At 61.2% G+C, this 20,701-nt stretch carries 22 protein-coding genes; 7 read left to right on the top strand and 15 right to left on the bottom strand.

The genetic code is table 11. The annotated features are described in order from the left end of the window. Window position 1: 1 nt before the first annotated feature. From AC1DIJ_RS02805 to AC1DIJ_RS02820, 4 genes are read right to left on the bottom strand one after another with little or no spacing between them, the layout of a single operon-like run. The gene (locus AC1DIJ_RS02805; RefSeq protein ID WP_112388794.1) at window positions 2-1,918 is read right to left on the bottom strand and encodes a beta-N-acetylhexosaminidase; all 1,917 of its coding nucleotides are present in this window, start codon (window positions 1,916-1,918) and stop codon (window positions 2-4) included. Window positions 1,919-1,949: 31 nt separating this feature from the next. After that, window positions 1,950-2,726, bottom strand: a complete 777-nt coding sequence (locus AC1DIJ_RS02810) for an SDR family oxidoreductase (RefSeq protein WP_112388795.1) — start codon at window positions 2,724-2,726, stop codon at window positions 1,950-1,952. Window positions 2,727-2,748: 22 nt separating this feature from the next. Beyond that, window positions 2,749-3,615 carry a MurR/RpiR family transcriptional regulator gene (locus AC1DIJ_RS02815; protein WP_112388796.1) on the bottom strand — a complete coding sequence of 289 codons (867 nt, stop codon included), beginning with the start codon at window positions 3,613-3,615 and terminating at the stop codon, window positions 2,749-2,751. A 25-nt stretch (window positions 3,616-3,640) separates the two neighbouring features. Beyond that, window positions 3,641-4,027, bottom strand: coding sequence for a RidA family protein (locus tag AC1DIJ_RS02820; protein WP_112388797.1), 387 nt, complete (start codon window positions 4,025-4,027; stop codon window positions 3,641-3,643). A 111-nt stretch (window positions 4,028-4,138) separates the two neighbouring features. On the opposite strand from AC1DIJ_RS02820, the gene AC1DIJ_RS02825 reads away from it, so the two are divergent. The 4 genes from AC1DIJ_RS02825 to AC1DIJ_RS02840 all read left to right on the top strand — a co-directional run bounded on the left by AC1DIJ_RS02825 (window position 4,139) and on the right by AC1DIJ_RS02840 (window position 7,515). Further along, complete coding sequence (locus AC1DIJ_RS02825) at window positions 4,139-4,624, top strand: hypothetical protein (RefSeq protein ID WP_112388798.1); 486 nt, start codon at window positions 4,139-4,141, stop codon at window positions 4,622-4,624. Between the two features lie 30 nt (window positions 4,625-4,654). Continuing rightward, complete coding sequence (locus tag AC1DIJ_RS02830) at window positions 4,655-6,130, top strand: M81 family metallopeptidase (protein WP_112388799.1); 1,476 nt, start codon at window positions 4,655-4,657, stop codon at window positions 6,128-6,130. 1 nt (window position 6,131) lies between these two features. Then, window positions 6,132-7,232, top strand: a complete 1,101-nt coding sequence (locus tag AC1DIJ_RS02835) for a D-TA family PLP-dependent enzyme (protein ID WP_112389047.1) — start codon at window positions 6,132-6,134, stop codon at window positions 7,230-7,232. Window positions 7,233-7,305: 73 nt separating this feature from the next. Continuing rightward, a complete protein-coding gene (locus AC1DIJ_RS02840) occupies window positions 7,306-7,515 on the top strand; it encodes a hypothetical protein (protein ID WP_112388800.1) in 210 nt (69 codons plus the stop codon). A 37-nt stretch (window positions 7,516-7,552) separates the two neighbouring features. Here AC1DIJ_RS02840 and AC1DIJ_RS02845 read toward each other — a convergent pair whose 3' ends face one another. From AC1DIJ_RS02845 to AC1DIJ_RS02895, 11 genes are all read right to left on the bottom strand, one after another. Continuing rightward, entirely contained in the window at window positions 7,553-8,686 is a 1,134-nt protein-coding gene (locus AC1DIJ_RS02845) for a sn-glycerol-3-phosphate ABC transporter ATP-binding protein UgpC (RefSeq protein ID WP_112388801.1), read from the bottom strand. An 85-nt stretch (window positions 8,687-8,771) separates the two neighbouring features. Continuing rightward, window positions 8,772-9,974 (bottom strand): ABC transporter substrate-binding protein, encoded by a 1,203-nt coding sequence (locus AC1DIJ_RS02850; protein WP_477831183.1) that lies wholly within the window; start codon window positions 9,972-9,974, stop codon window positions 8,772-8,774. A gap of 66 nt (window positions 9,975-10,040) precedes the next feature. After that, complete coding sequence (locus tag AC1DIJ_RS02855; RefSeq protein ID WP_112388803.1) at window positions 10,041-10,901, bottom strand: carbohydrate ABC transporter permease; 861 nt, start codon at window positions 10,899-10,901, stop codon at window positions 10,041-10,043. Then, window positions 10,898-11,782: a carbohydrate ABC transporter permease gene (locus AC1DIJ_RS02860; protein WP_112388804.1), complete on the bottom strand. Its 885-nt coding sequence runs from the start codon at window positions 11,780-11,782 to the stop codon at window positions 10,898-10,900. Before AC1DIJ_RS02860 ends, AC1DIJ_RS02855 begins: the two co-directional genes overlap by 4 nt. Before the next feature lie 12 nt (window positions 11,783-11,794). Beyond that, the gene (locus tag AC1DIJ_RS02865) at window positions 11,795-12,952 is read right to left on the bottom strand and encodes a Gfo/Idh/MocA family protein (RefSeq protein WP_112388805.1); all 1,158 of its coding nucleotides are present in this window, start codon (window positions 12,950-12,952) and stop codon (window positions 11,795-11,797) included. Between the two features lie 354 nt (window positions 12,953-13,306). Then, entirely contained in the window at window positions 13,307-13,939 is a 633-nt protein-coding gene (locus AC1DIJ_RS02870; RefSeq protein WP_477831171.1) for a hypothetical protein, read from the bottom strand. A gap of 107 nt (window positions 13,940-14,046) precedes the next feature. Beyond that, the gene (locus tag AC1DIJ_RS02875) at window positions 14,047-14,277 is read right to left on the bottom strand and encodes a WGR domain-containing protein (RefSeq protein ID WP_112388806.1); all 231 of its coding nucleotides are present in this window, start codon (window positions 14,275-14,277) and stop codon (window positions 14,047-14,049) included. A gap of 107 nt (window positions 14,278-14,384) precedes the next feature. Next, window positions 14,385-15,071, bottom strand: a complete 687-nt coding sequence (locus AC1DIJ_RS02880) for an ABC transporter permease subunit (protein ID WP_112388807.1) — start codon at window positions 15,069-15,071, stop codon at window positions 14,385-14,387. Beyond that, window positions 15,068-15,772, bottom strand: coding sequence for an ABC transporter permease subunit (locus AC1DIJ_RS02885; RefSeq protein ID WP_112388808.1), 705 nt, complete (start codon window positions 15,770-15,772; stop codon window positions 15,068-15,070). Before AC1DIJ_RS02885 ends, AC1DIJ_RS02880 begins: the two co-directional genes overlap by 4 nt. A gap of 36 nt (window positions 15,773-15,808) precedes the next feature. Further along, complete coding sequence (locus AC1DIJ_RS02890; RefSeq protein ID WP_112388809.1) at window positions 15,809-16,582, bottom strand: lysine/arginine/ornithine ABC transporter substrate-binding protein; 774 nt, start codon at window positions 16,580-16,582, stop codon at window positions 15,809-15,811. A gap of 80 nt (window positions 16,583-16,662) precedes the next feature. Beyond that, on the bottom strand, window positions 16,663-17,325 hold the full coding sequence (locus AC1DIJ_RS02895) for a helix-turn-helix transcriptional regulator (protein ID WP_112388810.1): 663 nt from the start codon (window positions 17,323-17,325) through the stop codon (window positions 16,663-16,665). Window positions 17,326-17,596: 271 nt separating this feature from the next. Between AC1DIJ_RS02895 and AC1DIJ_RS02900 the strand changes: the two genes are divergently transcribed. Genes AC1DIJ_RS02900 through AC1DIJ_RS02910 form a run of 3 tightly spaced genes read left to right on the top strand, consistent with a single transcriptional unit; the run spans window position 17,597 to window position 20,701 of the window. After that, window positions 17,597-18,547: a threonine/serine dehydratase gene (locus AC1DIJ_RS02900; protein ID WP_112389049.1), complete on the top strand. Its 951-nt coding sequence runs from the start codon at window positions 17,597-17,599 to the stop codon at window positions 18,545-18,547. Continuing rightward, window positions 18,544-19,497, top strand: coding sequence for a Rossmann-fold NAD(P)-binding domain-containing protein (locus tag AC1DIJ_RS02905; protein ID WP_162706001.1), 954 nt, complete (start codon window positions 18,544-18,546; stop codon window positions 19,495-19,497). The genes AC1DIJ_RS02900 and AC1DIJ_RS02905 overlap by 4 nt, the downstream gene beginning before the upstream one ends. Before the next feature lie 46 nt (window positions 19,498-19,543). Beyond that, entirely contained in the window at window positions 19,544-20,701 is a 1,158-nt protein-coding gene (locus AC1DIJ_RS02910; RefSeq protein WP_112388811.1) for an amidohydrolase, read from the top strand.

The raw sequence follows: 20,701 nt of genomic DNA on the forward strand, positions 1-20,701 counted from the left end.
CCTAGAGCATCGGGCTCAGCGGAACGATGGCAGCGAAGCGATGCCAATCCTTCGCGGCCTTCGGCGTCCATGCCGCCTCGGCGATAGCCGGCAGGCGCGGGAAGACGAGACGGTTGAAGTAACCGCGCGACAGGAAATGCTCAGACCAGATGCAGGCCTGAACGCCCTTCAGCCGATCCTTCAGCTCTTCCGGGAATTCGCCCGCCGCCTCATAGGCATAGGTGTGGGCCGGCGGCACCGTTCCGGCCCAGCTGGCGCCCGGTTCCTGGAAAGCCGTCGCCTGAACCATGTCGAGATAATAGGCCTGGCCCGGCGTCATCACGACGTCATAGCCTTCCTTGGCGAGCTCAATGCCAACCTGCGGATTTTCCCAGGCCATCAGCAGGCTGTCCTTTGCCGCAACGCCGCCGCCATGGGCCACCTCGTTCCAGCCGGCGAGCTTGCGGCCACGCTTGTCGAGCATCGCCTTCACCTGCTTCAGGAAATAGGACTGCAGCCCGAACGTGCCTGAGATGCCTTCCTTCTCCATCAGCTTCTTGGCAAGCGGCGAGGCGAGCCACGAGCCGTTTGCCACTTCGTCACCGCCGATATGGATGTAGGAGGAGGGGAAAAGCTCGACCATCTCGTCGAACACTTTCTCCAGGAACTCATAAGTCATCGGTATGGCCGGGTTCAGCGCATTGTTGGGATAGCCCTGAACGGAGTGATAGCTGTCGGGCGCTTCCTGACCGTCGGTGAGTTCGGGCAGTGCAACGAGCGTTGCCGCATTGTGACCGGGAATGTCGATCTCGGGAATGACTTCGACACTCAGCGAACCGGCATGGGCGACAATCTCGCGGATGTCGTCCTGCGAATAAAAGCCGCCGGCGGGCTCCGCACCATTGCCGAGCTGTGGAAGCAGCGGTTCGTCGGGCCCGCGCAGAACGCCCGCCGCCGTCAGCTGCGGGTAGGCCTTGATCTCCAGACGCCAGGCCTCGTCATCGGTCAGGTGCCAATGGAAGATGTTGAGCTTGAACCAGGCGAGGATATCGATCAGCCGCTTGACGTCGGCAACCGGATAGAACTGGCGCGAGACGTCGAGATGGCAGCCGCGCCAGCCGTACCGCGGCTTGTCCGATATCGTCCCTGAAAGGGGGAAGCGGAATTTGTCTTTGGTGACGCGAGCGCCGTTCAGCAATTGGGCGAGCGAAGTCAGGCCATATTGGCGTCCGGCAGCACCGGAATAGCTGAGCGTCACGCTGCCGGATGCGAAATCCAGGCGATAGGCTTCTGCCTCAAGGGCGGCATCCGTCTTGAAGATCAGCGGGCGGCCCTGCGGCGAGGCGGCAAGATTGAAGACCGAGTGATCGCTTTCGAACAGGCGCCGCGTCAGCGAGATCACCGTCGAGATGGCAGCGAGTTCCTCGACGCTTGCGTCCTGTGGAAAGAGCACGACTGGAAAGCCGTCGCCCGGTGTGGCACTGATCTCGGCCGGCCATGGCTGAAGCGCAAAGGGGAGATCGAGACGGCCTTCCGGCAGAAGCTCCGGCGGCGGCTCGCTGGTGCGGCCTTCCAGCAAGAGGTCCGACACGGCGACCGGCACATGCTTGCCCGAGGAGAGAGTCAGGTAGGCGGACTTGGCGCCGTCGGTGCAATGCTGCGCCCTGCGGTGCAGGCCGGCGACTGTGAAACTCCAGCTTTCGCCGGGTGCGAGCGTGAGACCGGCGGGCGGACCGAACTCATGGAAATTGGCGTTGCGGCGCAGGAAGGTGGCGTTGCCGCAAGCTGCCGCATCGATGACGCGGGTGAGCGAGGTATAGACGAGCTTGAAACCGGAAAGCGGCTCGCCGGACAGATTGAAGAGCGTGAAGGTGAATGCACCGTTCGGGCCGCCATCCGGGTTCCAGCTGTTTTCCAGGCGGTAGTAAACCGGTTTCATTTCTGTTCCTCTCGTTTTCTCTTATGATTTTTCAATAGTGCTCGGATTGGGAGAAGGTGCGGGCGAGCTCTGCCTGACCGGCCGTCAGGCCGCAATCGACAGGCAGGCAGACGCCGGTGATCGCCGCCGCCAGCGGTCCGGCGAGAAAGCCGACGGCATTGGCGACATCCTTCGGATCGACGACACGCTGCAGCGGATACCAGCGGCGGGCATCCTCGAAGACATTGGGATTGGCAGCTGCACGGATTTCCCAGGCCTGCGTCTTGACCGTACCCGGAGCAACCGCATTCGAGCGGATACCGAACTTTCCGTATTCGACAGCCACCAGCCGGGTGAAATGCAAAAGCCCGGCCTTGGCGGCGCTATAGGCGGGATGGCCGAAGACGTTCATGCCGTTGACCGAAGCGATGTTGACGACCGAGCCTTTGCTGGCCTTTAGCTGGTCCTCGACGGCCCGGAAGGTCAGGAATGCCGCTTCGAGATTGAGCGCATTGTCCGCCCGCCAGATTTCCGGCGTCGTGTCATGCAGGCTGACGGCGCGGGCGGCGCCTGCATTGTTGACCAGCGTGCGGACCGTTCCGATCTGCGCTGCCCGCCTGGCGAGCGCGGCAACGCTGTTCTCGCTGGTGACGTCGCATTCGACCGGGATGAAACGATCGGCGCTGCCGAGTTTCGCTGCGGTTGCGGCCGCAGCTTTCGGATCGATATCGGCCAGCAGAACAATGTCGTGATCGTCGGCCAGTTTCGCGGCGATCGCCGCGCCGATGTCGCCTGCTGCTCCCGTCACGATGGCCGCCGATTGCGTCATTGCTGCTGTCCTCTCATGTCAATCAGTCTCCAAGCAGCTGCCGGTCGTCGGTGCCGTCGCGGTGGGCGACGAGTTGCTGCTTTATGCGGCGGAGCGTCGTCGTTGCCTTCGGCTGGATGGCATAGGCCACGAGGCTCGCAAGAATATCGACCGTCGCGATATAGGCGATGCGGGTCGATGTCGGCCGGTAGATATTGGTGCCTTCGGGCAGGTCGATCGGAACGACGATCTCGGCGGCCTTGGCAACCGGGCTGCCGGTCTGCGTCAGCGCGATGGTCTTCACCTTGGCCTCGCGTGCCAGAGCAAAGGAGCGAACCAGCTCGGCATTGCGGCCGGAGAAGGAGGAGCCGATGATCACGTCGCCGGATTTGGCCGCTGCCGCCATCATCAGCTGCATGCTGTGGTCGGAGCTGGCGGTAATCCGCAGCCCGAGACGGAAGAGACGGTTCTGCAGCTCGTCGGCGATCATCGAGGAATTGCCGCCGGAGCCGAAGGCGTAGATCATTTCAGCCTTGGAGATCAGCCCGACGGCCGCCTCAATCGCCGTCAGGTCGAGCGAGCGGTGCAGCAGGAATAGCGCGTTCTGCGCCTTGGTAATGATATCCTGCGCCACGTCGGCCGGATCGCTGCTTTTCGATTCCGGCTTGAGATAGCGCACGCCGATATGGGCGGTGCGGGCGAGCTGGACCTTGAAGTCGGAAAAGCTTTCACAGCCAAGCCGCCGGCAGAAACGGGTGACGGTCGGCGGGGAAACTTGGGCGCGTTCGGCGAGTTCGATGATCGACGCGTTTACCGCAAACTCGAAATCATTGACGATGATCTCGGCGATGCGGCCCTCGGAGGCTGAGAGCCGGCCCTTGTCTTCCTGCAATGTGGAAAAGATATCCAAGCCGGTCCCCCCGTAATCGCCGCTCTCAGTCTTTCTTCTTATAGGCGACGCAATCAATCTCGACCTTGCAATCGACCATCATGGACGATTGGACGCAGGCGCGGGCCGGCGGGTGCTCGCCGAAATATTCCTGATAGATCTTGTTGAAGGTCCAGAAATCGCGCGGGTCATCAAGCCAGACACCGACGCGAACGATGTCCTCGACGCCGTAATCGGCTTCCTTGAGAATGGCGAGCACATTGGCGATCGTCTTGTGGGTCTGGGCAATGATATTGCCGTCGATGATCTCGCCATTTTCCATCGCCACCTGGCCGGAAACATAGAGCCAGCCGTCGGCTTCCACAGCGCGTGCGAACGGCAGCGCCTTGCCACCGGCGCCGGTTTGTACAGTGCCATAGCGTTTGATGGACATGCCCGGTTCCTTGCAAATTATTTTCTTGATAAGTTGACAAGTGACCATAGAAAGCAGAATTTGACCAGCGAAAAACGCCATTTATGAAAACTATTTAAATCGGGGGCGGCCATGCGTGATCCTTTTCAGAATCCTTTCCCGTCCTCGGATACCGCCAGGCACAGCATCTGGGAGATGCTTGTTCCCCGCGATATCGACGCTTTTCTGGCTGCAGACTGGTCTGCTGTCGAGCATGATTTCGTCGAGGAAGGCTTCATCGGCATCGATGGCCGCAAGGAAGTCAGCCCGGACAAATGGCGCCTCGCTTTTCCGACGCTGAAAGCCTATCGCGACGAGTGGCTGAAGCAGGCGAAAGACTTCGCCACGCAAAGATTTGCCGAGGATACCCGTACGGCGATTTTCACCACCACGACGCTCGAGGATATCGAGATCGAGGGCGACATGGCGCTTGTCCGCAAGAAGTTCGACGGCGGCCTGACGAAGAGCGACGGCAGCCGCGACATCATGCAGTGGCAGACACTCTATTATTGCAGGCTCCACGAAGGACAGTGGAAGATCTGCGGTTTCACCGGCTACCTGCCGAACCCGATGGGTTGACGCGGGGCCGACATTAAAAGGCCTAATCACTTGCGCATTTTCACGGCAGCACTGGCGACCGAGACCAATACCTTTTCACCGATCTGCGTGGACCGCCGCGCTTTCGAGGCCTCGCTTTATGCGCCGCCCGGCCAGCATCCCGAAACGCCGACGCTCTGCACCGCCCCGATCACTGTCGGCCGCCGTGTCGCCGCCGAAAAAGGCTGGGAGCTGATTGAGGGCACCGCCACCTGGGCAGACCCGGCCGGTCTCGTCAATCGCAACACCTATGAGGAACTGCGCGACGAAATCCTCGGCCAGCTGAAGGCAGCGCCGCCGGTTGATGCCATCGTCATGGGCCTGCACGGTGCGATGGTCGCTGCCGGCTATGAAGATACGGAAGGCGATCTTCTGAGCCGCATGCGCGAGATGGTCGGGCCTGACGTGCTGATCTGTGCCGAGCTCGATCCGCACAGCCACCTCACGAAGAAGCGTATCGAAGCGCTTAACTTCGCCGTCTATTTCAAGGAATTCCCGCATACCGATTTCGTCGATCGCGCCGAAGATCTCTGGCGGATCGCCGTCGATGCGCTGGAGGGCCGGGTGAAGCCCGTCAATTCGGTGTTTGACTGCCGGATGATCGATGTTTTCCCGACCTCGCGCGATCCGATGCGTTCCTTCGTCGACAAGATCATGAAGATCGAGAAGGACGACGCGGATGTCCTGTCGATCTCGGTCGTGCATGGTTTCATGGTCGGCGACGTGCCTGAAATGGGCACCAAGCTTCTTGTTGTCACCAACAACAAGCCGGAAAAGGGCGCCGCCTTGGCGCGCGAACTCGGCATGGAACTGTTTTCCAAGCGCGGGACCTTCATGGTGCCGCAGATCGACGAGAAGGAAGCGGTGTCCCGCGCACTTGCCGCAACCGCCTGGCCTGTCGTGATCGCCGATGTCTGGGACAATCCGGGCGGCGGTACGGCTGGCGATGCGACGGTCATTCTCGAAGAGCTGATCGCCCGCGGCGTCAAGAGTGCTGCCATCGGCACGATCTGGGATCCGGTCGCCGTGCAGATCTGTTTTGCGGCAGGCGAGGGGGCCGAGATCCCGCTGCGCTTCGGCGCCAAATCGGCACCCGGCACCGGCAATCCTGTCGATGGCACTGTCAAGATCGTCAAGCTGGTGAAGAATGCCGAGATGCAGTTCGGCGAGAGCCTGGCGCCTTTCGGCGATTCCGCCCATATCGTGCTCGATGGCATCGATATCATCCTGAATTCGACGCGCGCCCAGAGCTTCGATCCAAGCCTGTTCTCGGTGATGGGTATCGATCCGGAAAAGCAGAAGATCTTGGTGATCAAGTCCACCAACCACTTCTTCGCGTCCTTCTCCAAGATCGCGGCCGAGATCCTTTACTGCTCCGCGGGAACGCCCTACCCCAATAATCCGGCAACGACGGCCTATCGCCGGGCGCCGAAGAACATCTGGCCGATCGTGGCCGATCCTCATGGAACCGAACGCGGAGCCGCCTGAGATGCATGACAACCGGTTTGCCGTCGTCGCCAAGGCAGGTGACAGGATCGCGGATCTCTCGACCCCCCGCCCTGTCATCGACGAAGACAAGCTGGCCGCCAACATCCACCGGGTGCAGTCCTATATGGATCAGCACGGGCTGAACTTCCGCCCACATATCAAGACCCACAAGATCCCGGCACTGGCCGTCGCCCAGGTCGCGGCCGGCGCCAAGGGCATCAACTGCCAGAAGGTGACCGAGGCGGAGGTTTTCGCTGCGGCCGGCTTCGAGGACATCCTGATTACCTTCAACATTCTCGGACCGCAGAAGCTGGAGCGGCTGAGTGCCCTGAACGACCGGATCTCCGGCCTGAAGGTGGTTGCCGATAGCGAAGTGACGATCGACGGACTGGCAGCCCATTTCTCCGGCCACCGGCCGCTGACCGTGCTGGTCGAATGTGACACGGGCGCGGGCCGCTGCGGGGTCCAGACGCCGGAGGAGGCTGCCTCGCTTGCCAAGCGGATCGCCGCGGCCGACGGACTGACCTTCGGCGGCATTCTCACCTATCCAAAACCGCAATCGGCCGATGCCGTCGAGGCTTTCATCCAATCGACCCTTTCGCTCCTCTCGGCGCAAGGCATCGAGTGCCCGATCGTTAGCAACGGCGGGACGCCGAGCCTGTTCGACGCACATCTCGTCAAGTCGGCGACGGAGCATCGCGCCGGAACCTATATCTACAATGACCGGCAGATGGTCCGCATGGGCCACTGCCGCGAAGGCGATTGCGCCATGCATATCGTCGCGACCGTGGTCTCGCGTCCGAATGCGGACCGTGCGGTCATCGATGCCGGTTCGAAGGCGCTGACCTCCGATCTCCAGGGTTTCAGCGACTTCGGGCTTGTCGTCGGGTATCCAGAGGCGAAAATTTCAAGCCTCTCGGAAGAGCATGGCGTCATCGACCTCTCGGCTTGCACAGGGCCGCGGCCGCAGATCGGCGAGAAGATCTTCATCATCCCCAACCACACCTGTGTGGTCTCGAACCTCTTCGACACGATGGTCTTCCACCGCAATGGCGTCGTCACCCGTGTCGAGGAAGTCGCTGCGCGCGGCCTCGTCTGGTAACTGATCGGTCAATTGCTGCTTGCGCACGCGGCCGCATTCGCTAGATGAGGTTCATCGAGCGAAGGAGAGTGGCGTGGAAGAGCAAGTCCAGATTGGAAATCGCGGTGATTTCGGCCAGTGGGCAATCGAGGTCGCCAAACTAATCGTCAGCGACCAGGGTTTCGAGCTCGCAAAGGCTGCCCGTGAAGGCAGCGAGGACGATGTCCGTGCGGCCGGTGCTGCACTCGGGCAGGCGATCACCGACGCCTTGATGGAAGTCTATGACGGCCTGATCGAAGAATAGACGAGATCAGACCGCTGTTGCGGTCCGATTGCGATCCTCAGGCTGTCGCCGGAGACAGCAGGTTCACATCGATTTCGGTGAGCTCCACCCGGCGTTCGAAGGCGATACCGTCTTCGTCGAACAGATGGCAGTCCACGGCATTGATACCGACGGTTACGGGAACATCGGCGCGGATGCCGACGCTGCCGGGCAGCATGGCGCAGAAGTTTTCCGTTTCGCTGCCGAGCGCGGCATAGGCAACCGTATTGGCGCCCAGCCGCTCGATGACGCTCGGCGTCACCGTCAGCGAGATGTCGCCATTGGCAAGTTGCACCTGCTCCGGCCGGATGCCGAGCGTCAGCGTCTTGCCTGCCATCCCGTCGCGCGGGGCGACCGGTAATGTCGCCGTCTGGCCGCGGTAATCGACCGTCACGCCGGCATCGCTGACGGATTTGCAGGTCACCTGCAGGAAATTCATTTTCGGATTGCCGATGAAGCCGGCCACAAACTGGTTTGCCGGCTTGTGATAAAGCTCCAGCGGTGCGCCCGTCTGCGAGATATTGCCTGAATCGAGCACGACGATGCGGTCGGCCATGGTCATGGCCTCCACCTGGTCGTGGGTAACATAGATCATCGTGGCCTTCAGCTGCCGGTGCAGCTTGGCCAGCTCGATGCGCATGTCGGCGCGCAGCGCTGCGTCGAGGTTGGAGAGCGGCTCATCGAACAGGAAGATCTTCGGTTCGCGAACGATCGCGCGGCCGATGGCGACGCGCTGGCGTTGTCCGCCGGAGAGCATGCCGGGCTTCTGCTGCAGGCGGGTTTCGAGGTGGAGGATGCGGGCAGCGTTTTCGACGCGCGCCTTGAGCTTTTCCTCTTCCATCTTCTCGACGCGCAGCGGAAAGGCGATGTTTTCAAAGACCGTCATATGCGGATAGAGCGCATAGGACTGGAAGACCATTGCGATGCCGCGCTTGACGGGCGGCAGCTCGTTGACGCGCACACCATCGATGACGATGTCGCCCTTGGTGGTGGCATCGAGACCGGCGATCATCCGCAGCAGGGTGGACTTGCCGCAGCCTGACGGTCCGACGAAGACAACGAACTCGCCGTTCTTCACGTCGAGTTCGACGCCTTTCAGAACTTCGTAGTCGCCATAGAATTTTTGAACTTTATTGAGCTGAAGCTGTCCCAAAAATCTGTCTCCGGTCCCGGCCTGAACGCGCATGAGGTTGGTCGGTGAGGATCGCGGCCGAGTGACCGCGATCCTCTGATACGGCTTACTTGAAGGCTTCGATTTCGCCGGCAGCCTTTTTCAGAGCGGCTTCCGGTTCGGCCTTGCCTGTCACGACGGACTGAACCATCTCGATGATCGAGTTCTGGAAGCCCTTGTAGTCGGTGAAGAGCGGCTCGGGACCACCGAAGGCGATACCGTCGATGAACGGCTTCCACGACGGATCGGCCTTGACGAATTCGTCAACCTTCGCCGACGGACGCAGCGGGGTGAGGCCCGCGCCGCCCTGCAGCTCGTATTCGCCCTGCGGGCCCGGCGAGGTGATGTACTTGGCGAATTCGGCCGCCTTTTCCTCGACGCCCGTGCCCTTAAAGACGGCCAGGCTGTCGGTGATCAGCAGCGTGCCTTCACCCTTGGCCGAAGGACCGAGTGGCAGTGGCGCGACGCCCCAGTTGATCTTGGTGTCCTTCAGGCGGGCAGCAGCACCCGAACCTGCCTGGATCATGCCGACCTTGCCATCGAGGAAGATGGCGCGGATTTCGTTCTGTTCGTAGGCGGTTGCGCCTTCGACGGAGTAGGGCGTGATGTCCTTGTAGGCTTGCAGGGCTGCGAGAACCTCCGGGCTGTCGATGACGATCTTGTCGCCGTCGATGACCTTGCCGTTGTTGGTGTAAACCCAATGCATGAACTGGTGCATCGTGTTGTCGAAGGTTTTGGCAGGCAAGCCGTAACCGGCAATGCCGGTCTTTTCCTTGATCGCCTTGGCGTCGGCGATTTCTTCAGCCCAGGTCTTCGGCGGGGTTTCCGGGTCGAGACCGGCCTGCTTGAACAGGTCCTTGTTCCAGTAGAGGGCCTTGGTCGAGAAAGCGACCGGCACGCCCCACTGGTTGCCGTCGAAGGTGACGGTGTCGACGATGTTCGGGTAGTAGCTCTTCTTCTCTTCGTCGGTCATCGGAACCGGAACGATAAGGTCGTTCTGCGCGAATTCCTTCAGCGTGCGCGAGCCGACATAGGCCATGCCGACGGGCGTACCGGCAGCAGCCAGCGTCGTTGCCTTGTCCTGGCACTGTTCCCAGCCGACGACTTCAGGCTTGACGGTCCAGCCCGGGTTCTTGCCTTCCCATTCCTTGATGTATTTTTCATGGATGGGGTCGATCTTGTCGCCGCAATAGATCCAGCTGATTTCCTGGTCAGCGGCATGAGCGGTCATGGTACCAAGCGCGGTGGAGCCGAGCAGGGCAAGGGCCATGAGGCCGGTCTTGAATTGAATCGTCACTTTTTTAGCTCCCATTTTCTCTGGTGGTTTAGTTTTGTCTTACTGTTTCACCGCGCCCGCGGTCAGACCGCTGACGAGATACCGTTGAAGGAAGAAAATCACGATCATCGCCGGCGCGATGCCGACGAAACTTGCCGCCATCAACTCGTTCCAGACGACTTCCTGGCGGCCGAAATAGGCAAACAGGCCGACCGGCAGAGGGGCGTATTCCGTCTTGGAGTTGAAGGTCAGGGCGTAGATGAATTGCTGCGCGTAGGAGCCGATGAAGGTTGTGATGGCAACGACGGTGATCCCCGGCATGGCGATCGGCAGGATGACGCGGCGCAGCGTGTAGAAATGGCTTGCACCATCGACGAAGGCCGCCTCATCGAGCTCTCGCGGGATGCGCATCATATAGGTGCGCAGCAGCCAGATCGCCGAGGGGATCAGGAAGGCGATGCCGGGAACCATGATGGCGAAATAGGTGTTCAACAGCCCGAACGAACGCATCAGCCGGAAGAGCGGGATGAGAAGAACGGCACCCGAGAACATGTTGACCGCCAGGAACGCGCCGAGCAGCAAGCCTGCCCCTCGGAATTCGAAGCGCGCGAAGGCATAGGAGGCCGGGACGACGAGGATCAGCACCACCGTGGTGACGATCGTCGAGATGAAGAAGGAGTTGAAGATATAGCGCGCAAAGCCTGGCACGCTCACCCACATGGTCCGGTAGGCTTCGAACGAGCCGTTCTCAGGAATGAAGCGATAGGGCGAGGAAAACAGCTGGCTGAGCGGCTTCAGCGAGACGAGGAAGCCCTCGACGAACGGCGCCAGCACGAAGGTGAGAAACACCAGGATACCGGCATAGATGCCGATGATCTCATACCATTTGTAGCGGTTGATCAGCAGATGCGGCGTTCTCATCGCTTGTCTCCGGAAGAAAGACGGCTGGTGATACGGAAGTAGCAGACGCAGAAGATCGACAGGAAGATGCAGATCAGCACGGCGCGCGCTGCACCCTCGCCATATTTGTTGGAGCCGATCGCCGTCTTGTAGGTGTCGATGATCATCGTCGTGGTCTCGCCGCTCGGGCCACCGCGCGTCAGAATCCAGATGATGTCGAAGGAATTGAAAGTCGAGATCAGCGACAGCATCGACATGGTGATCATCGAAGGCACGATCAGCGGCAGGGTGATGCGGCGGAAGCGATAGAAACGTCCGGCCCCGTCGGTCCAGGCCGCTTCGTAGAGATCCTGCGGGATCGCCTGCATGGCCGCCAGCATGTAGAGCGTCACCATCGGCACGCCGATCCAGACGTCGGTGATGATGGTCGCCCAGAAGGCCGTCGATCCCTCGGCAAGGAAGGCGACGGGACCCGACGCCAGGCCGAAGCGCTGCAGCATGCCGGAGATCATGCCGAACTGGCCGTTATACATCCAGCCCCACATGAAGATGCCGATCGCCATCGGAACGATCCAGGGCGGCATGGTCAGCACGCGAAACAGTGCGCGGCCGGGCACGGCGGAGTTCAGCATCGTGGCGCCGAAGACCCCGATGATCATCTTGATCGACACCGAGAAGAACGTCCAGATGAAGGTCCGGATGATGACCTCGGCGAAGGTCGAGTTGAAGATCTTGCCGTAGTTGACCCAGCCCACCCAGTTGGTGGTCTTCTTCAGCGACGCGTCGGTGAATGACAGGATAAACGTGTCAAGCAGCGGATAGGCGACAATGACTGTCACATAAAGAACGGCCGGAAAGAGGAGGAGCCAGGCGAAGATGACTGTGCTGCGTTGAACACCCATCTCCAGCCCTCCTCAAGCCGCTCTTGCGTGAAGGGCTTCGTCGAAGCGGTCCCAGATGGGACGCAAGTCGACGATCGTCTTTTTCATTCGCGCCTCATCCATGGCGAGCGCCAGAATGCCGGCTTCCAATGCGTTCAGTGTCGAGACGGGAAGCTCGAGGCCGGTGCGCACACTTTCGAGAATATCGGCGGCCATCTGTTCGTCGGCGCCGTAATGCTGCGAGAGCTCGGTTGCGGCGTATTTGGTCTCGAAGACCTTCTTGCCGGTGAGCTGCTCGTGGACATCGAGATAGCCGCGCACGAAATCGCCTTCCGCCATACCGCGCGATCCCATGATCGCGAAGCGGCGGAACTGGTCTGGAACATTGAGGTTGGTATGGAAATTCATGCCGACGCCATTGGCATATTCGACGATCGCCACCTGATAGTCGATGATATCGGCGTCGCTGTCGAACACCTTGTCGGATCCCATCCAGCCGCTCGGCTTACGATGGAAGAGTTCGAGGTCGTTGATGCCTTCGCGGGCCGGATCGTTGGCGGGCGTGAAGCTCTTGCGGCCGCCGAAGCTGGCGACACGCTCCGGCCGGGCGCCGACGATACCATTATAGAGGTCGAGATCGTGGCAGCACTTCTCCAGCATGAAGCTGCCGGAATAGCGCTCGTAACGGCGCCAGTCGCGCATGAAGAAGGCGCCGTGATAGGGCTCGATATGCTCGGAGGCCTCGATGGAGACGATGTGTCCAAGCTTGCCTTCCGCCTGGACGGCGCGCAGGTCCTTGTAAAGCGGCGAGTAGCGCAGAACGAGGCCGACCATCAGCCGCTCATGGCCGAAGTTCGCCATCAGGTGAGCAAGCTCGATGCTCTCGGCGATCGTCGTGACGATCGGCTTTTCGCAGAAAACCTTGAGACCGGATTCAAGGCCGAGGCGGATGTGATCGAGATGCATGTGATTGGGAGAGCCGATCATCAAGAGATCGAGCTTTTCGGAAGCGAGGAGCTCCTGCGGCGTGCCATAGGCCTTGCCGACGGAGATGCCCTTTTCCTGCAACCCCGGAAGGCCCGCGGGTTCGGGATCGACATAGCCGACGATTTCGAAGCTGCTGTCGATTGCCGTGAAGACATGGCCGAGGTAGCCGAGCCGGAATCCCAGCCCTATGATTCCCACTTTCATCCCGATGACGTTCCCAATTTAGTAATTTATTTTCTTCAAGTTGGGACAAAAATCAGAGGCCGTCAACCGAAAACGGGCCTGAAAGCGCATTGATGAAATTTATTTTCATCATATACGATCTAGGCGCAGTTTTTGCGGTTTAAACACAAGCGCCACTTGCGGCCGGTGGGGCGGCCGCTGTGCAATAAGTGAAACTGGTTTCTATTTCCGGCACCAGTTGCGCCCGAAAACAGTTTTCAGGGAAATGCCCGTTCAACTCAGACTACGCCCGGGGTTGGCGTTCGGCAAGCCATGCAGATAGCGGCGCCTGCAAACGCTGCGATGGCGTGCCGCAGGGCTCAGAGGTGGCTGCGATCACTCTCCGGCCGAACGTCCGGTGGCGAGTTCCAGCTTGCGCAGGCAGTCGTCATTGCCGGCGAAACGGAAGATGCCATAGACGGCAAGACCGAGATCCTCGCTGCCCGATATCGTCAGGCTGGCAGATTCCGCGTTGCCGAAACGCAGCGACAGATCGTTCCACTGGTCGAAGATCTGTCTATCTTCGTTGATGATCGCGGCCTCGAACTGACTGTTGTCGCGCAGCTCACCGTCTTCGGCATGGTCGACGGTCTCGTCGGGTTTCCCAAGCTGGCGGCTCATCAGCTGGTAGGCCTTGGCGAACAAGGCACGCGTCTTGCGGCCATCTTCGTCGCCGGCGATATAAGGCGAGACAGCCGAAATGTTGCAGATTCCCGTGCCCTTCACATAGGCGAGAATATACTCGTTGAAGAGACTGCTGGCTTCCGGGGCCCCCTTGCAGACATATTGTCCGGTTGCATCCGCGCTGCTACTGCCGCCATCGATCGCCTCGCAGCCAAGCGCCGAAGGACGCATGTCCTGCGCGATGCCGAAGGGCAGCATCGGTGGGGACGTGTCCTGCGGCGCGGACGATGGGGTGACGATTGCCGCCGCAAGCGCAATCGGAAGCATGCCGAAATCGAAAGCCATCATGTCCTCGTCAGCGATTCCGTTTCAGTCAATCGCATGACAAGCGCGCGATTGCCACCGTCAGCCAAACGCAGCTGTGGACAAGCACGTTCCTTCACGATCAGGCATCAGCCTGTAACATAGCCACGCTTGAGCTTGGCGCGGACGAGCCGGGTCATGCGCGAAGCGGCCTGCTCAGACCCGGCGTAGAGATCGATCCGGCTGCGCCCTTTCGTGCCGAGGCGGCCCCAGCAGCGCAGGACTGCATGATCGCCGAACAGGCTTCGTTCGATCGATACGAGATAGAACCGGGCCATGTTGCGGGCCGGATCGCGGCGTGTGAGGAGGACGACATCCATGCCCCGAGATTCACACCGGAGCGGTGCCAGCGTCCAACGCGGAATATGAATCGGTCCGGCGGGATCGATTCATTCTGGTGATGAATACCGGCCCGGCCGGGAAGCGTTCAGCGGGCGCCTTTCAGGCGGAAGCGGGCCTCGAGGTGGTTCCAGCTGCGCCTGAGAATCTCGACGATGACGATGTAGACCACCGCTGCGGCGACATAGAGCTGGAAGTCGTAGGTGCGTTGAAAGGCGAAGCGCGTGGCCCCGAGCAGGTCGTAGACGGTGACGACGCTCGCCACCGCGCTGCCTTTGAGGACGAGTACGACTTCGTTGCCGAAACCGCGCAGGCCATGACGCGCTGCCTGCGGCGCGACGATCATCAGCATCGCCAGCCACGGTTTCAGAGCGAGAGCCTTGGCGGCTTCCATCTGACCGCGCGGAACGGCAAGCACGGCGCCGCGGAAGATCTCGGATTGATAGGCTGCAGTGTTGAGGCTGAAGGTCAGAAGCACGCAGAATTGCGGCTCGCGGAACAGCGGCCAAAGGCCGAGCGCCTGCAATTCCGGCCGGAATTGTCCCGAGCCGTAATAGACCAAGAACACCTGAGCGAGCAGCGGCGTGCCGCGCACGGCATAGGAATAGGCATAGGCTGCAGCCCTCACCGCCTTGGGACCAGACAATCGCGCCCAGGTGAGGAGCGCGGCGAGGATCGCCCCGAGAGCAATGGAGATCACAGTCAGCTCGATGGTGATGAGCAGGCCCGAGAACAGCCGCCCGCCATATTGCTGGAAAACATCGAGATCGATCATCGGGCGTGCCCCCAACCGCGATTGGCGTAGCGCTCGAGTGCCGAGAGCACGGTGCTGGAGATCATCGTCAGCAGCAGATAGATGCCGCAGGCGGCGGCGTAGAACAGAAAAGGCTGCTTGGTCTGGCCGGATGCCAGGTAGGCCTGACGCAGGATGTCGTCGAGGGCGATGACCGAAACCAGCGACGTTTCCTTGAGAAGCGCCAGCCAGCAATTGCCGAGCCCGGGCAGGGCAGGGCGCAGAAGCTGCGGAAAGATCACCTTCAGGAACAGCGGAAAGGGCTTGAGACCCAGGCTCAGCCCGGCTTCGATCTGGCCGCGGTCGATGCCGCGCAACGCGCCGAGCAGGATTTCGCTGGAATAGGCGGCGAAAACGGCGCCGAGCGCAATGACGCCGGCGATGAACGGGCTGAGTTCGAGATTGACGCTGTAGCCCATCCATTCGCCGATCGTCCGGATGGCGATGGAGGAGCCGTAATAGATCAGGAGGAGCGTCAGCAATTCCGGCAGGCCGCGGAAAGCGGTGGTGAATGCTTCGCCAAATGCCCGCAGCGCTTTGCTGCGGGCATTCTTCATCAAGGCGAGTGCGAGCCCCAGCGCGAAGCCGAAGGGCAGGGTCGTCAGCGCCAGCTCTACCGTCAGCAGAGTACCGGCGAGCAGCTGACCGCCCCAGCCATTCGCGCCAAATCCGAGAGTTTCCATATGCCTCTTCGTCTCCAGGGGCTCGGCAGAGCGGGCTTAGTAGATCGAGAAGGGGAAATACTTCGCGTTGATCGTCTTGTAGGTGCCGTCGGCGACGATCGCGGCCAGAGCCTTGTTCAGCTTTTCCTGCAGCTCCGGCTCGGCCTGGCGGATGCCGATGCCGACGCCGTCACCCAGGTAATGCGAGTCCTTGATGTCGTTGCCGGTCAGCTGGCAGCAATCGTTGCCCGACTTCTTGAACCACTCGGTCAGCGTGATCTTGTCGGCCATGACGGCATCGACGCGGCCGGCGACGAGATCGAGAAGAGCTTCGTCAACGGTGCCATACTGGCGGACTTCGGCGTCCTTATACTTGTCTTCGATCAGCGTCGAGAAGGTCGAGGAGGACTGAACACCGAGCGTCTTGCCCTTCAGGTCGTCAGGCGTGTTGCCCGGCAGCGGCGCCGACTTCAGAACCGCCATCGCACCAGCCGTGTGGTAGTAGGGGTTGGTGAAGGCGATCTTCTTCTTGCGCTCGTCGGTGATCGACATCGAAGCGACGATCGCGTCGTAGTGGTGAGCGAGAAGGCCAGGAATGATGCCGTCCCAATCCTGCGCCACGATCTTGCAGTCGGCCTTCATGTTGTCGCAGAGCGCCTTGGCGATATCGACGTCGAAACCGGCCAGCGTGCCGTCGGCCTGCTTGAAATTGAAGGGAGGGTAGGCGCCTTCGGTGGCGATGGTCAGCGTGTCCTGGGCGCTGGCGGCCGTCGCCGAAAGCCCGAGAAGGCCGAATGCCGTCAGTGCTGCAGCTGCAATAGTCCTGTTCATCTCAGTTCCCTTTATCATTATGGTGGTTGCTTGCCGGAAGCCGCCCTTGGAACGCTGATGCCGTTCCGCGCCGGGCGGCCTTAAATTTCCTCCAAGGATCCGTAGTTCTCGGAAGAATTGCTGCCGCTCTTTTTCTGCCTCAGGTCTTTCAGGTGCTTGTAGAGCGTCGCGCGCGACATCTTCAGCACCTCGGCGATGTAAGGCGTCGCGTTGCGGATCGAGAAAATGCCCTGGCGATCGAGAATGCCGACCAGTTCGCTCAAATCGTCCTTGCTGAGGCCTGCCTCGGTCAGCCGCTTCTCGCGCAGATAGGCGTCGATCGTGGCGCTGACGACCTCTTTCCAGTCGCTCTTGAAGAGCGCTGCCGGCGGATCCGACGGTGGCGAGAACTGAATGAGGTTGCGGATGAATTCGACGGCACCTTCGAAGGCGGAGATATCGAGGTTGACGCAGAGAAGTCCGACCGGCCGCTCGGCGTGATCGCGCAGCACCGCGGTGACGGAGCGAAGCTGGCGCCGATCCCAATTGGTCTTGCGGTACGGCCCGATCACCGAGGAGTCGATCGAGATCGCCACATCGAGATCGGTCATCGACGAGTCGCCCGGCCGGCGCTTCGAAAAGGCGTTGGCGATATAGGCGATGTTGCCGGTTGCGAGGTCATGCAGAACCACTTCGGCATGCGGCTGCAGAAGCGTTGCGATCGCCTGGCAAACGGGGACGTAGGGTTTCAGAACTTCCTTCATGAGCAACAGTTACGGCTGATGAGACATTTTGTCAATTCAGACATATTGTCTCAAACGAGATCCGGGTATAGGAGATTGGAAGGGAGGAAGTGGAGTGCGTAATAGAGGCATGGACCAGCATTTCAGCGCTGGTTTTTATCGCTCCCCGTTCGCCACCGAATTTCTCAAGCCGAGGTTGTGGATGCAGACGCAGTGTCTCCCGATGGATTTTCTGTCTAATCTTCTATCCGCCGAGACGATCCTGCGCCGGCCTTCAAGAATGGAGTTTTACATGAGCATTTCCGAGACCATCGAAGCGGCAGAGCGCCGTATCCGGCCATACGCACGGGAAACCCTGCTGGAGCCGTCGCCGGTGTTTTCAAGCCGGGTGGGCCAGGAGGTTCTCCTCAAGCTTGAAAACCTGCAGCATACCGGATCCTTCAAGCTGCGCGGCGCGCTGAACAAGATCCTGGCGATGGGCGGCGAGGCGACGAAGACCAAGGTGGTCACCGCCTCATCCGGAAATCACGGCGCTGCCGTTGCCTATGCTTTGCGCGTCATCGGCGGCAAAGGTCTGGTGTTCGTCCCCGAGGGTGCATCGCCCTCGAAGGTCGCGAATATCCGGAACCTCGGCGCCGAGGTGGAATTCTTCGGTGACGACAGCATCGATACCGAAATCCACGCACGCGCCTATGCTGCAGAGCATGGCTGCCTCTATGTTCCGCCTTACAACGACTATGAGGTCATGCGCGGCCAGGGCACCATCGGCGTCGAGCTGATGCGTCAGAGCCAGCCGATCGACAACCTCTTCATCTCCGTCGGCGGCGGCGGCCTGATCGGCGGCATTGCCGCCTATATCAAGGCCGTCTCACCGAACACCCGTATCATCGGCTGCTCGCCTGCGGCATCCTGCGTGATGGCGCGCTCGGTCGAGGCCGGTTCGGTTCTCGATCTTCCGTCTGACGATACGCTTTCCGATGGCACGGCCGGCGGCCTCGAATCCGATACGATTACCTTCCCCTTCTGCCGCGATCTCGTCGATCACTGGATCGACGTTTCAGAAGAAGAGATCGCCGAGGCGATGCGTACCTTCATCGACGGCCACCACATGCTGCTCGAAGGTGCAGCTGGCGTTGCACTCGCTGGCCTTTGCAAGGCCGGTGCCGAATGGACCCGCGGCCGCTCGGTCGCCGTCATCTGCGGTGCGAATATCAGCCGCGATGTTCTGAGGAGCGTGATTTGAACGCGCCACGGCTGTTTTCTCCGGAGGAAATCAGAAAGCGCCTCGAGACGGTGGATCCCGTCCTTTGCGTCGAAGAGGCATTTCGCTCCTTCTCGCGCGGCGAAGCCATCGTCCCGCCACCGGGCGAGTTGATCTTCCACAACCCGCCGGGTGACGTGCATATCAAGTATGGCTATATCGGCGGCGGCGCGGTCTATGTCGTCAAGATCGCCTCCGGTTTCTACGAGAACCCGCGTCATGGTCTACCGAGCAGCAACGGCGTGATGCTGGCCTTCGATCGCCAGACGGGCGCGCTTGCGGCCATTCTCGACGATCGCGGCCATCTGACGGATATCCGCACCGCTGCGGCAGGCGCCGTCGCGGCGAAATATCTGGCCCCCGAAAACGTCGAGACGATCGGTGTCATCGGGACTGGTCTGCAGGCTGAGCTTCAGGTGAAATTCCTGCAGTCCGTCAGGCCCTGCAAGAACATCCTTGTCTGGGGCCGCCGGGCGGAAGCTGCCGAAAGCTATGCCGAGCGGATGCGCAAGGACGGTTACACGGTCGCAGTCGCATCGAGCGTCGAGGATGTGGCGGAACGCTGCCGGATCATCGTCACCACCACTGCAAGCCACGAGCCGCATCTCCATGGCGCCATGATCCGCCCGGGAACGCATGTGACCGCGATGGGCGCCGATACGCCCGACAAGCGCGAACTGCATGCCGATATTTTCGCCGCTGCCGATCTGGTTGCCGTCGATAGCCGCGTCCAGGGCGCGCTGCGCGGTGACCTGAAGGGTGCGCTGGATGCCCGGACTGTCGAACTTGAGCGCGTCAGCGAACTGGGTCAGATCATCGCCGGCACGGCGAAGGGGCGGTCCAGCGCCGGTCAGGTGACCGTTGCAGCACTCACCGGTCTGGCCGTGCAGGACGTGGCGATCGCATCGGCGGTTATCGCCGGAGATATCTGATGCCTGCCGCGCCGCGTGCGGTGTCCGTGTTCAACGAGGTGACGTCATGTTTCAGACGATAGTGGATGCCTTCCCCCAGTTGCGAGACATGCGCCGCACCATGCATGCGCATCCGGAGCTGTCGCTCGAGGAAACGTGGACCGCAGCCTATGTCGCCGAGCGTCTGCGCGAGCTCGGGATCGAGGTTCACACTGGGATCGGTGGCCACGGTGTTGTCGGCGTCATTCACGGATCGGCCCCTGGACCAGCCATTGCCTTGCGCGCCGATATGGATGCGCTGGCGATAGAGGAGCAGAGCGGCCGTCCCTACGCGTCGGAGATCTTGGGCAAGATGCATGCCTGCGGCCATGACGGACATGTGGCGATCCTGATCGGCGCGGCGATGCACCTTGCCCGCACGCGGCGTTTCCGCGGAACGGTCTATCTGTTCTTCCAGCCGGCCGAGGAGCGCTATGGCGGCGCCCAGCACATGATCGATGATGGGCTTCTCGCCCGTTTTCCGGCAGAGCGCGTCTTCGGCCTGCACAACTGGCCGGGCCTCAGGGCCGGCGCCATCGTCGTCCACGACGGGCCCGTCATGGCCGGAACCGGGGAATTCGAGGTCACGTTCACGGCCGCCGGCGCGCATGCGGCCATGCCGCATCTGACCGGTGATCCGATCCTGGCCGGGTCGCATTTTGTCACCGGCGTCCAGCAGATTGCCGCGCGCGCCATCGATCCGCTCAGCGCCTCGGTCGTCACCATCGGTTCGTTTCAGGGTGGACACGCGCAGAATATCATTTCCAAGAAGGCGGTCCTCATGGGGACCTTCCGCGCCTTCGGCCTGGACGTGCTGCAGCTGATCCAGCGCCGCCTCGAAGAGATCGTCCGCTCGGCCGCGGCAATTGCCGGAACGGAGGGTGCGATCCGTTTCGACGATGGTCTGTGTCCGCCAGTGGTCAATACGCGGGCGGAAGCCAGGCTGATGCGCGATGCGGCCACCGAGCTTTTCGGCGAAAGCGAGGTCGAAACCCTGCCGCCGACGATGGCGGGTGATGATTTCGGCGTGTTCCTGCAGCATCTGCCCGGCGCCTACATCTGGATCGGCAACGGCACCGCCGATGAAAGTGCCGGGCTGCATCTGCCGAACTACGACTTCAACGACGACATTCTCGTGCGTGGCGCAAGCCTGCTTGCCGCGACGGCGGAACGGGCGCTGGCGTGA

Source organism: Rhizobium sp. 10N427, from assembly GCF_056394605.1.

What these genes read in the sequence shown, in the direction of transcription:
- AC1DIJ_RS02805 (WP_112388794.1), bottom strand. Translation starts at nt 1,918, where the DNA reads ATGAAACCGGTTTACTACCGCCTGGAAAACAGCTGGAACCCGGATGGC.
- AC1DIJ_RS02810 (WP_112388795.1), bottom strand. Translation starts at nt 2,726, where the DNA reads ATGACGCAATCGGCGGCCATCGTGACGGGAGCAGCAGGCGACATCGGC.
- AC1DIJ_RS02820 (WP_112388797.1), bottom strand. Translation starts at nt 4,027, where the DNA reads ATGTCCATCAAACGCTATGGCACTGTACAAACCGGCGCCGGTGGCAAG.
- AC1DIJ_RS02825 (WP_112388798.1), top strand. Translation starts at nt 4,139, where the DNA reads ATGCGTGATCCTTTTCAGAATCCTTTCCCGTCCTCGGATACCGCCAGG.
- AC1DIJ_RS02835 (WP_112389047.1), top strand. Translation starts at nt 6,132, where the DNA reads ATGCATGACAACCGGTTTGCCGTCGTCGCCAAGGCAGGTGACAGGATC.
- AC1DIJ_RS02850 (WP_477831183.1), bottom strand. Translation starts at nt 9,974, where the DNA reads ATGGCCCTTGCCCTGCTCGGCTCCACCGCGCTTGGTACCATGACCGCT.
- AC1DIJ_RS02855 (WP_112388803.1), bottom strand. Translation starts at nt 10,901, where the DNA reads ATGAGAACGCCGCATCTGCTGATCAACCGCTACAAATGGTATGAGATC.
- AC1DIJ_RS02860 (WP_112388804.1), bottom strand. Translation starts at nt 11,782, where the DNA reads ATGGGTGTTCAACGCAGCACAGTCATCTTCGCCTGGCTCCTCCTCTTT.
- AC1DIJ_RS02865 (WP_112388805.1), bottom strand. Translation starts at nt 12,952, where the DNA reads ATGAAAGTGGGAATCATAGGGCTGGGATTCCGGCTCGGCTACCTCGGC.
- AC1DIJ_RS02870 (WP_477831171.1), bottom strand. Translation starts at nt 13,939, where the DNA reads ATGGCTTTCGATTTCGGCATGCTTCCGATTGCGCTTGCGGCGGCAATC.
- AC1DIJ_RS02875 (WP_112388806.1), bottom strand. Translation starts at nt 14,277, where the DNA reads ATGGATGTCGTCCTCCTCACACGCCGCGATCCGGCCCGCAACATGGCC.
- AC1DIJ_RS02880 (WP_112388807.1), bottom strand. Translation starts at nt 15,071, where the DNA reads ATGATCGATCTCGATGTTTTCCAGCAATATGGCGGGCGGCTGTTCTCG.
- AC1DIJ_RS02885 (WP_112388808.1), bottom strand. Translation starts at nt 15,772, where the DNA reads ATGGAAACTCTCGGATTTGGCGCGAATGGCTGGGGCGGTCAGCTGCTC.
- AC1DIJ_RS02890 (WP_112388809.1), bottom strand. Translation starts at nt 16,582, where the DNA reads ATGAACAGGACTATTGCAGCTGCAGCACTGACGGCATTCGGCCTTCTC.
- AC1DIJ_RS02895 (WP_112388810.1), bottom strand. Translation starts at nt 17,325, where the DNA reads ATGAAGGAAGTTCTGAAACCCTACGTCCCCGTTTGCCAGGCGATCGCA.
- AC1DIJ_RS02900 (WP_112389049.1), top strand. Translation starts at nt 17,597, where the DNA reads ATGAGCATTTCCGAGACCATCGAAGCGGCAGAGCGCCGTATCCGGCCA.
- AC1DIJ_RS02910 (WP_112388811.1), top strand. Translation starts at nt 19,544, where the DNA reads ATGTTTCAGACGATAGTGGATGCCTTCCCCCAGTTGCGAGACATGCGC.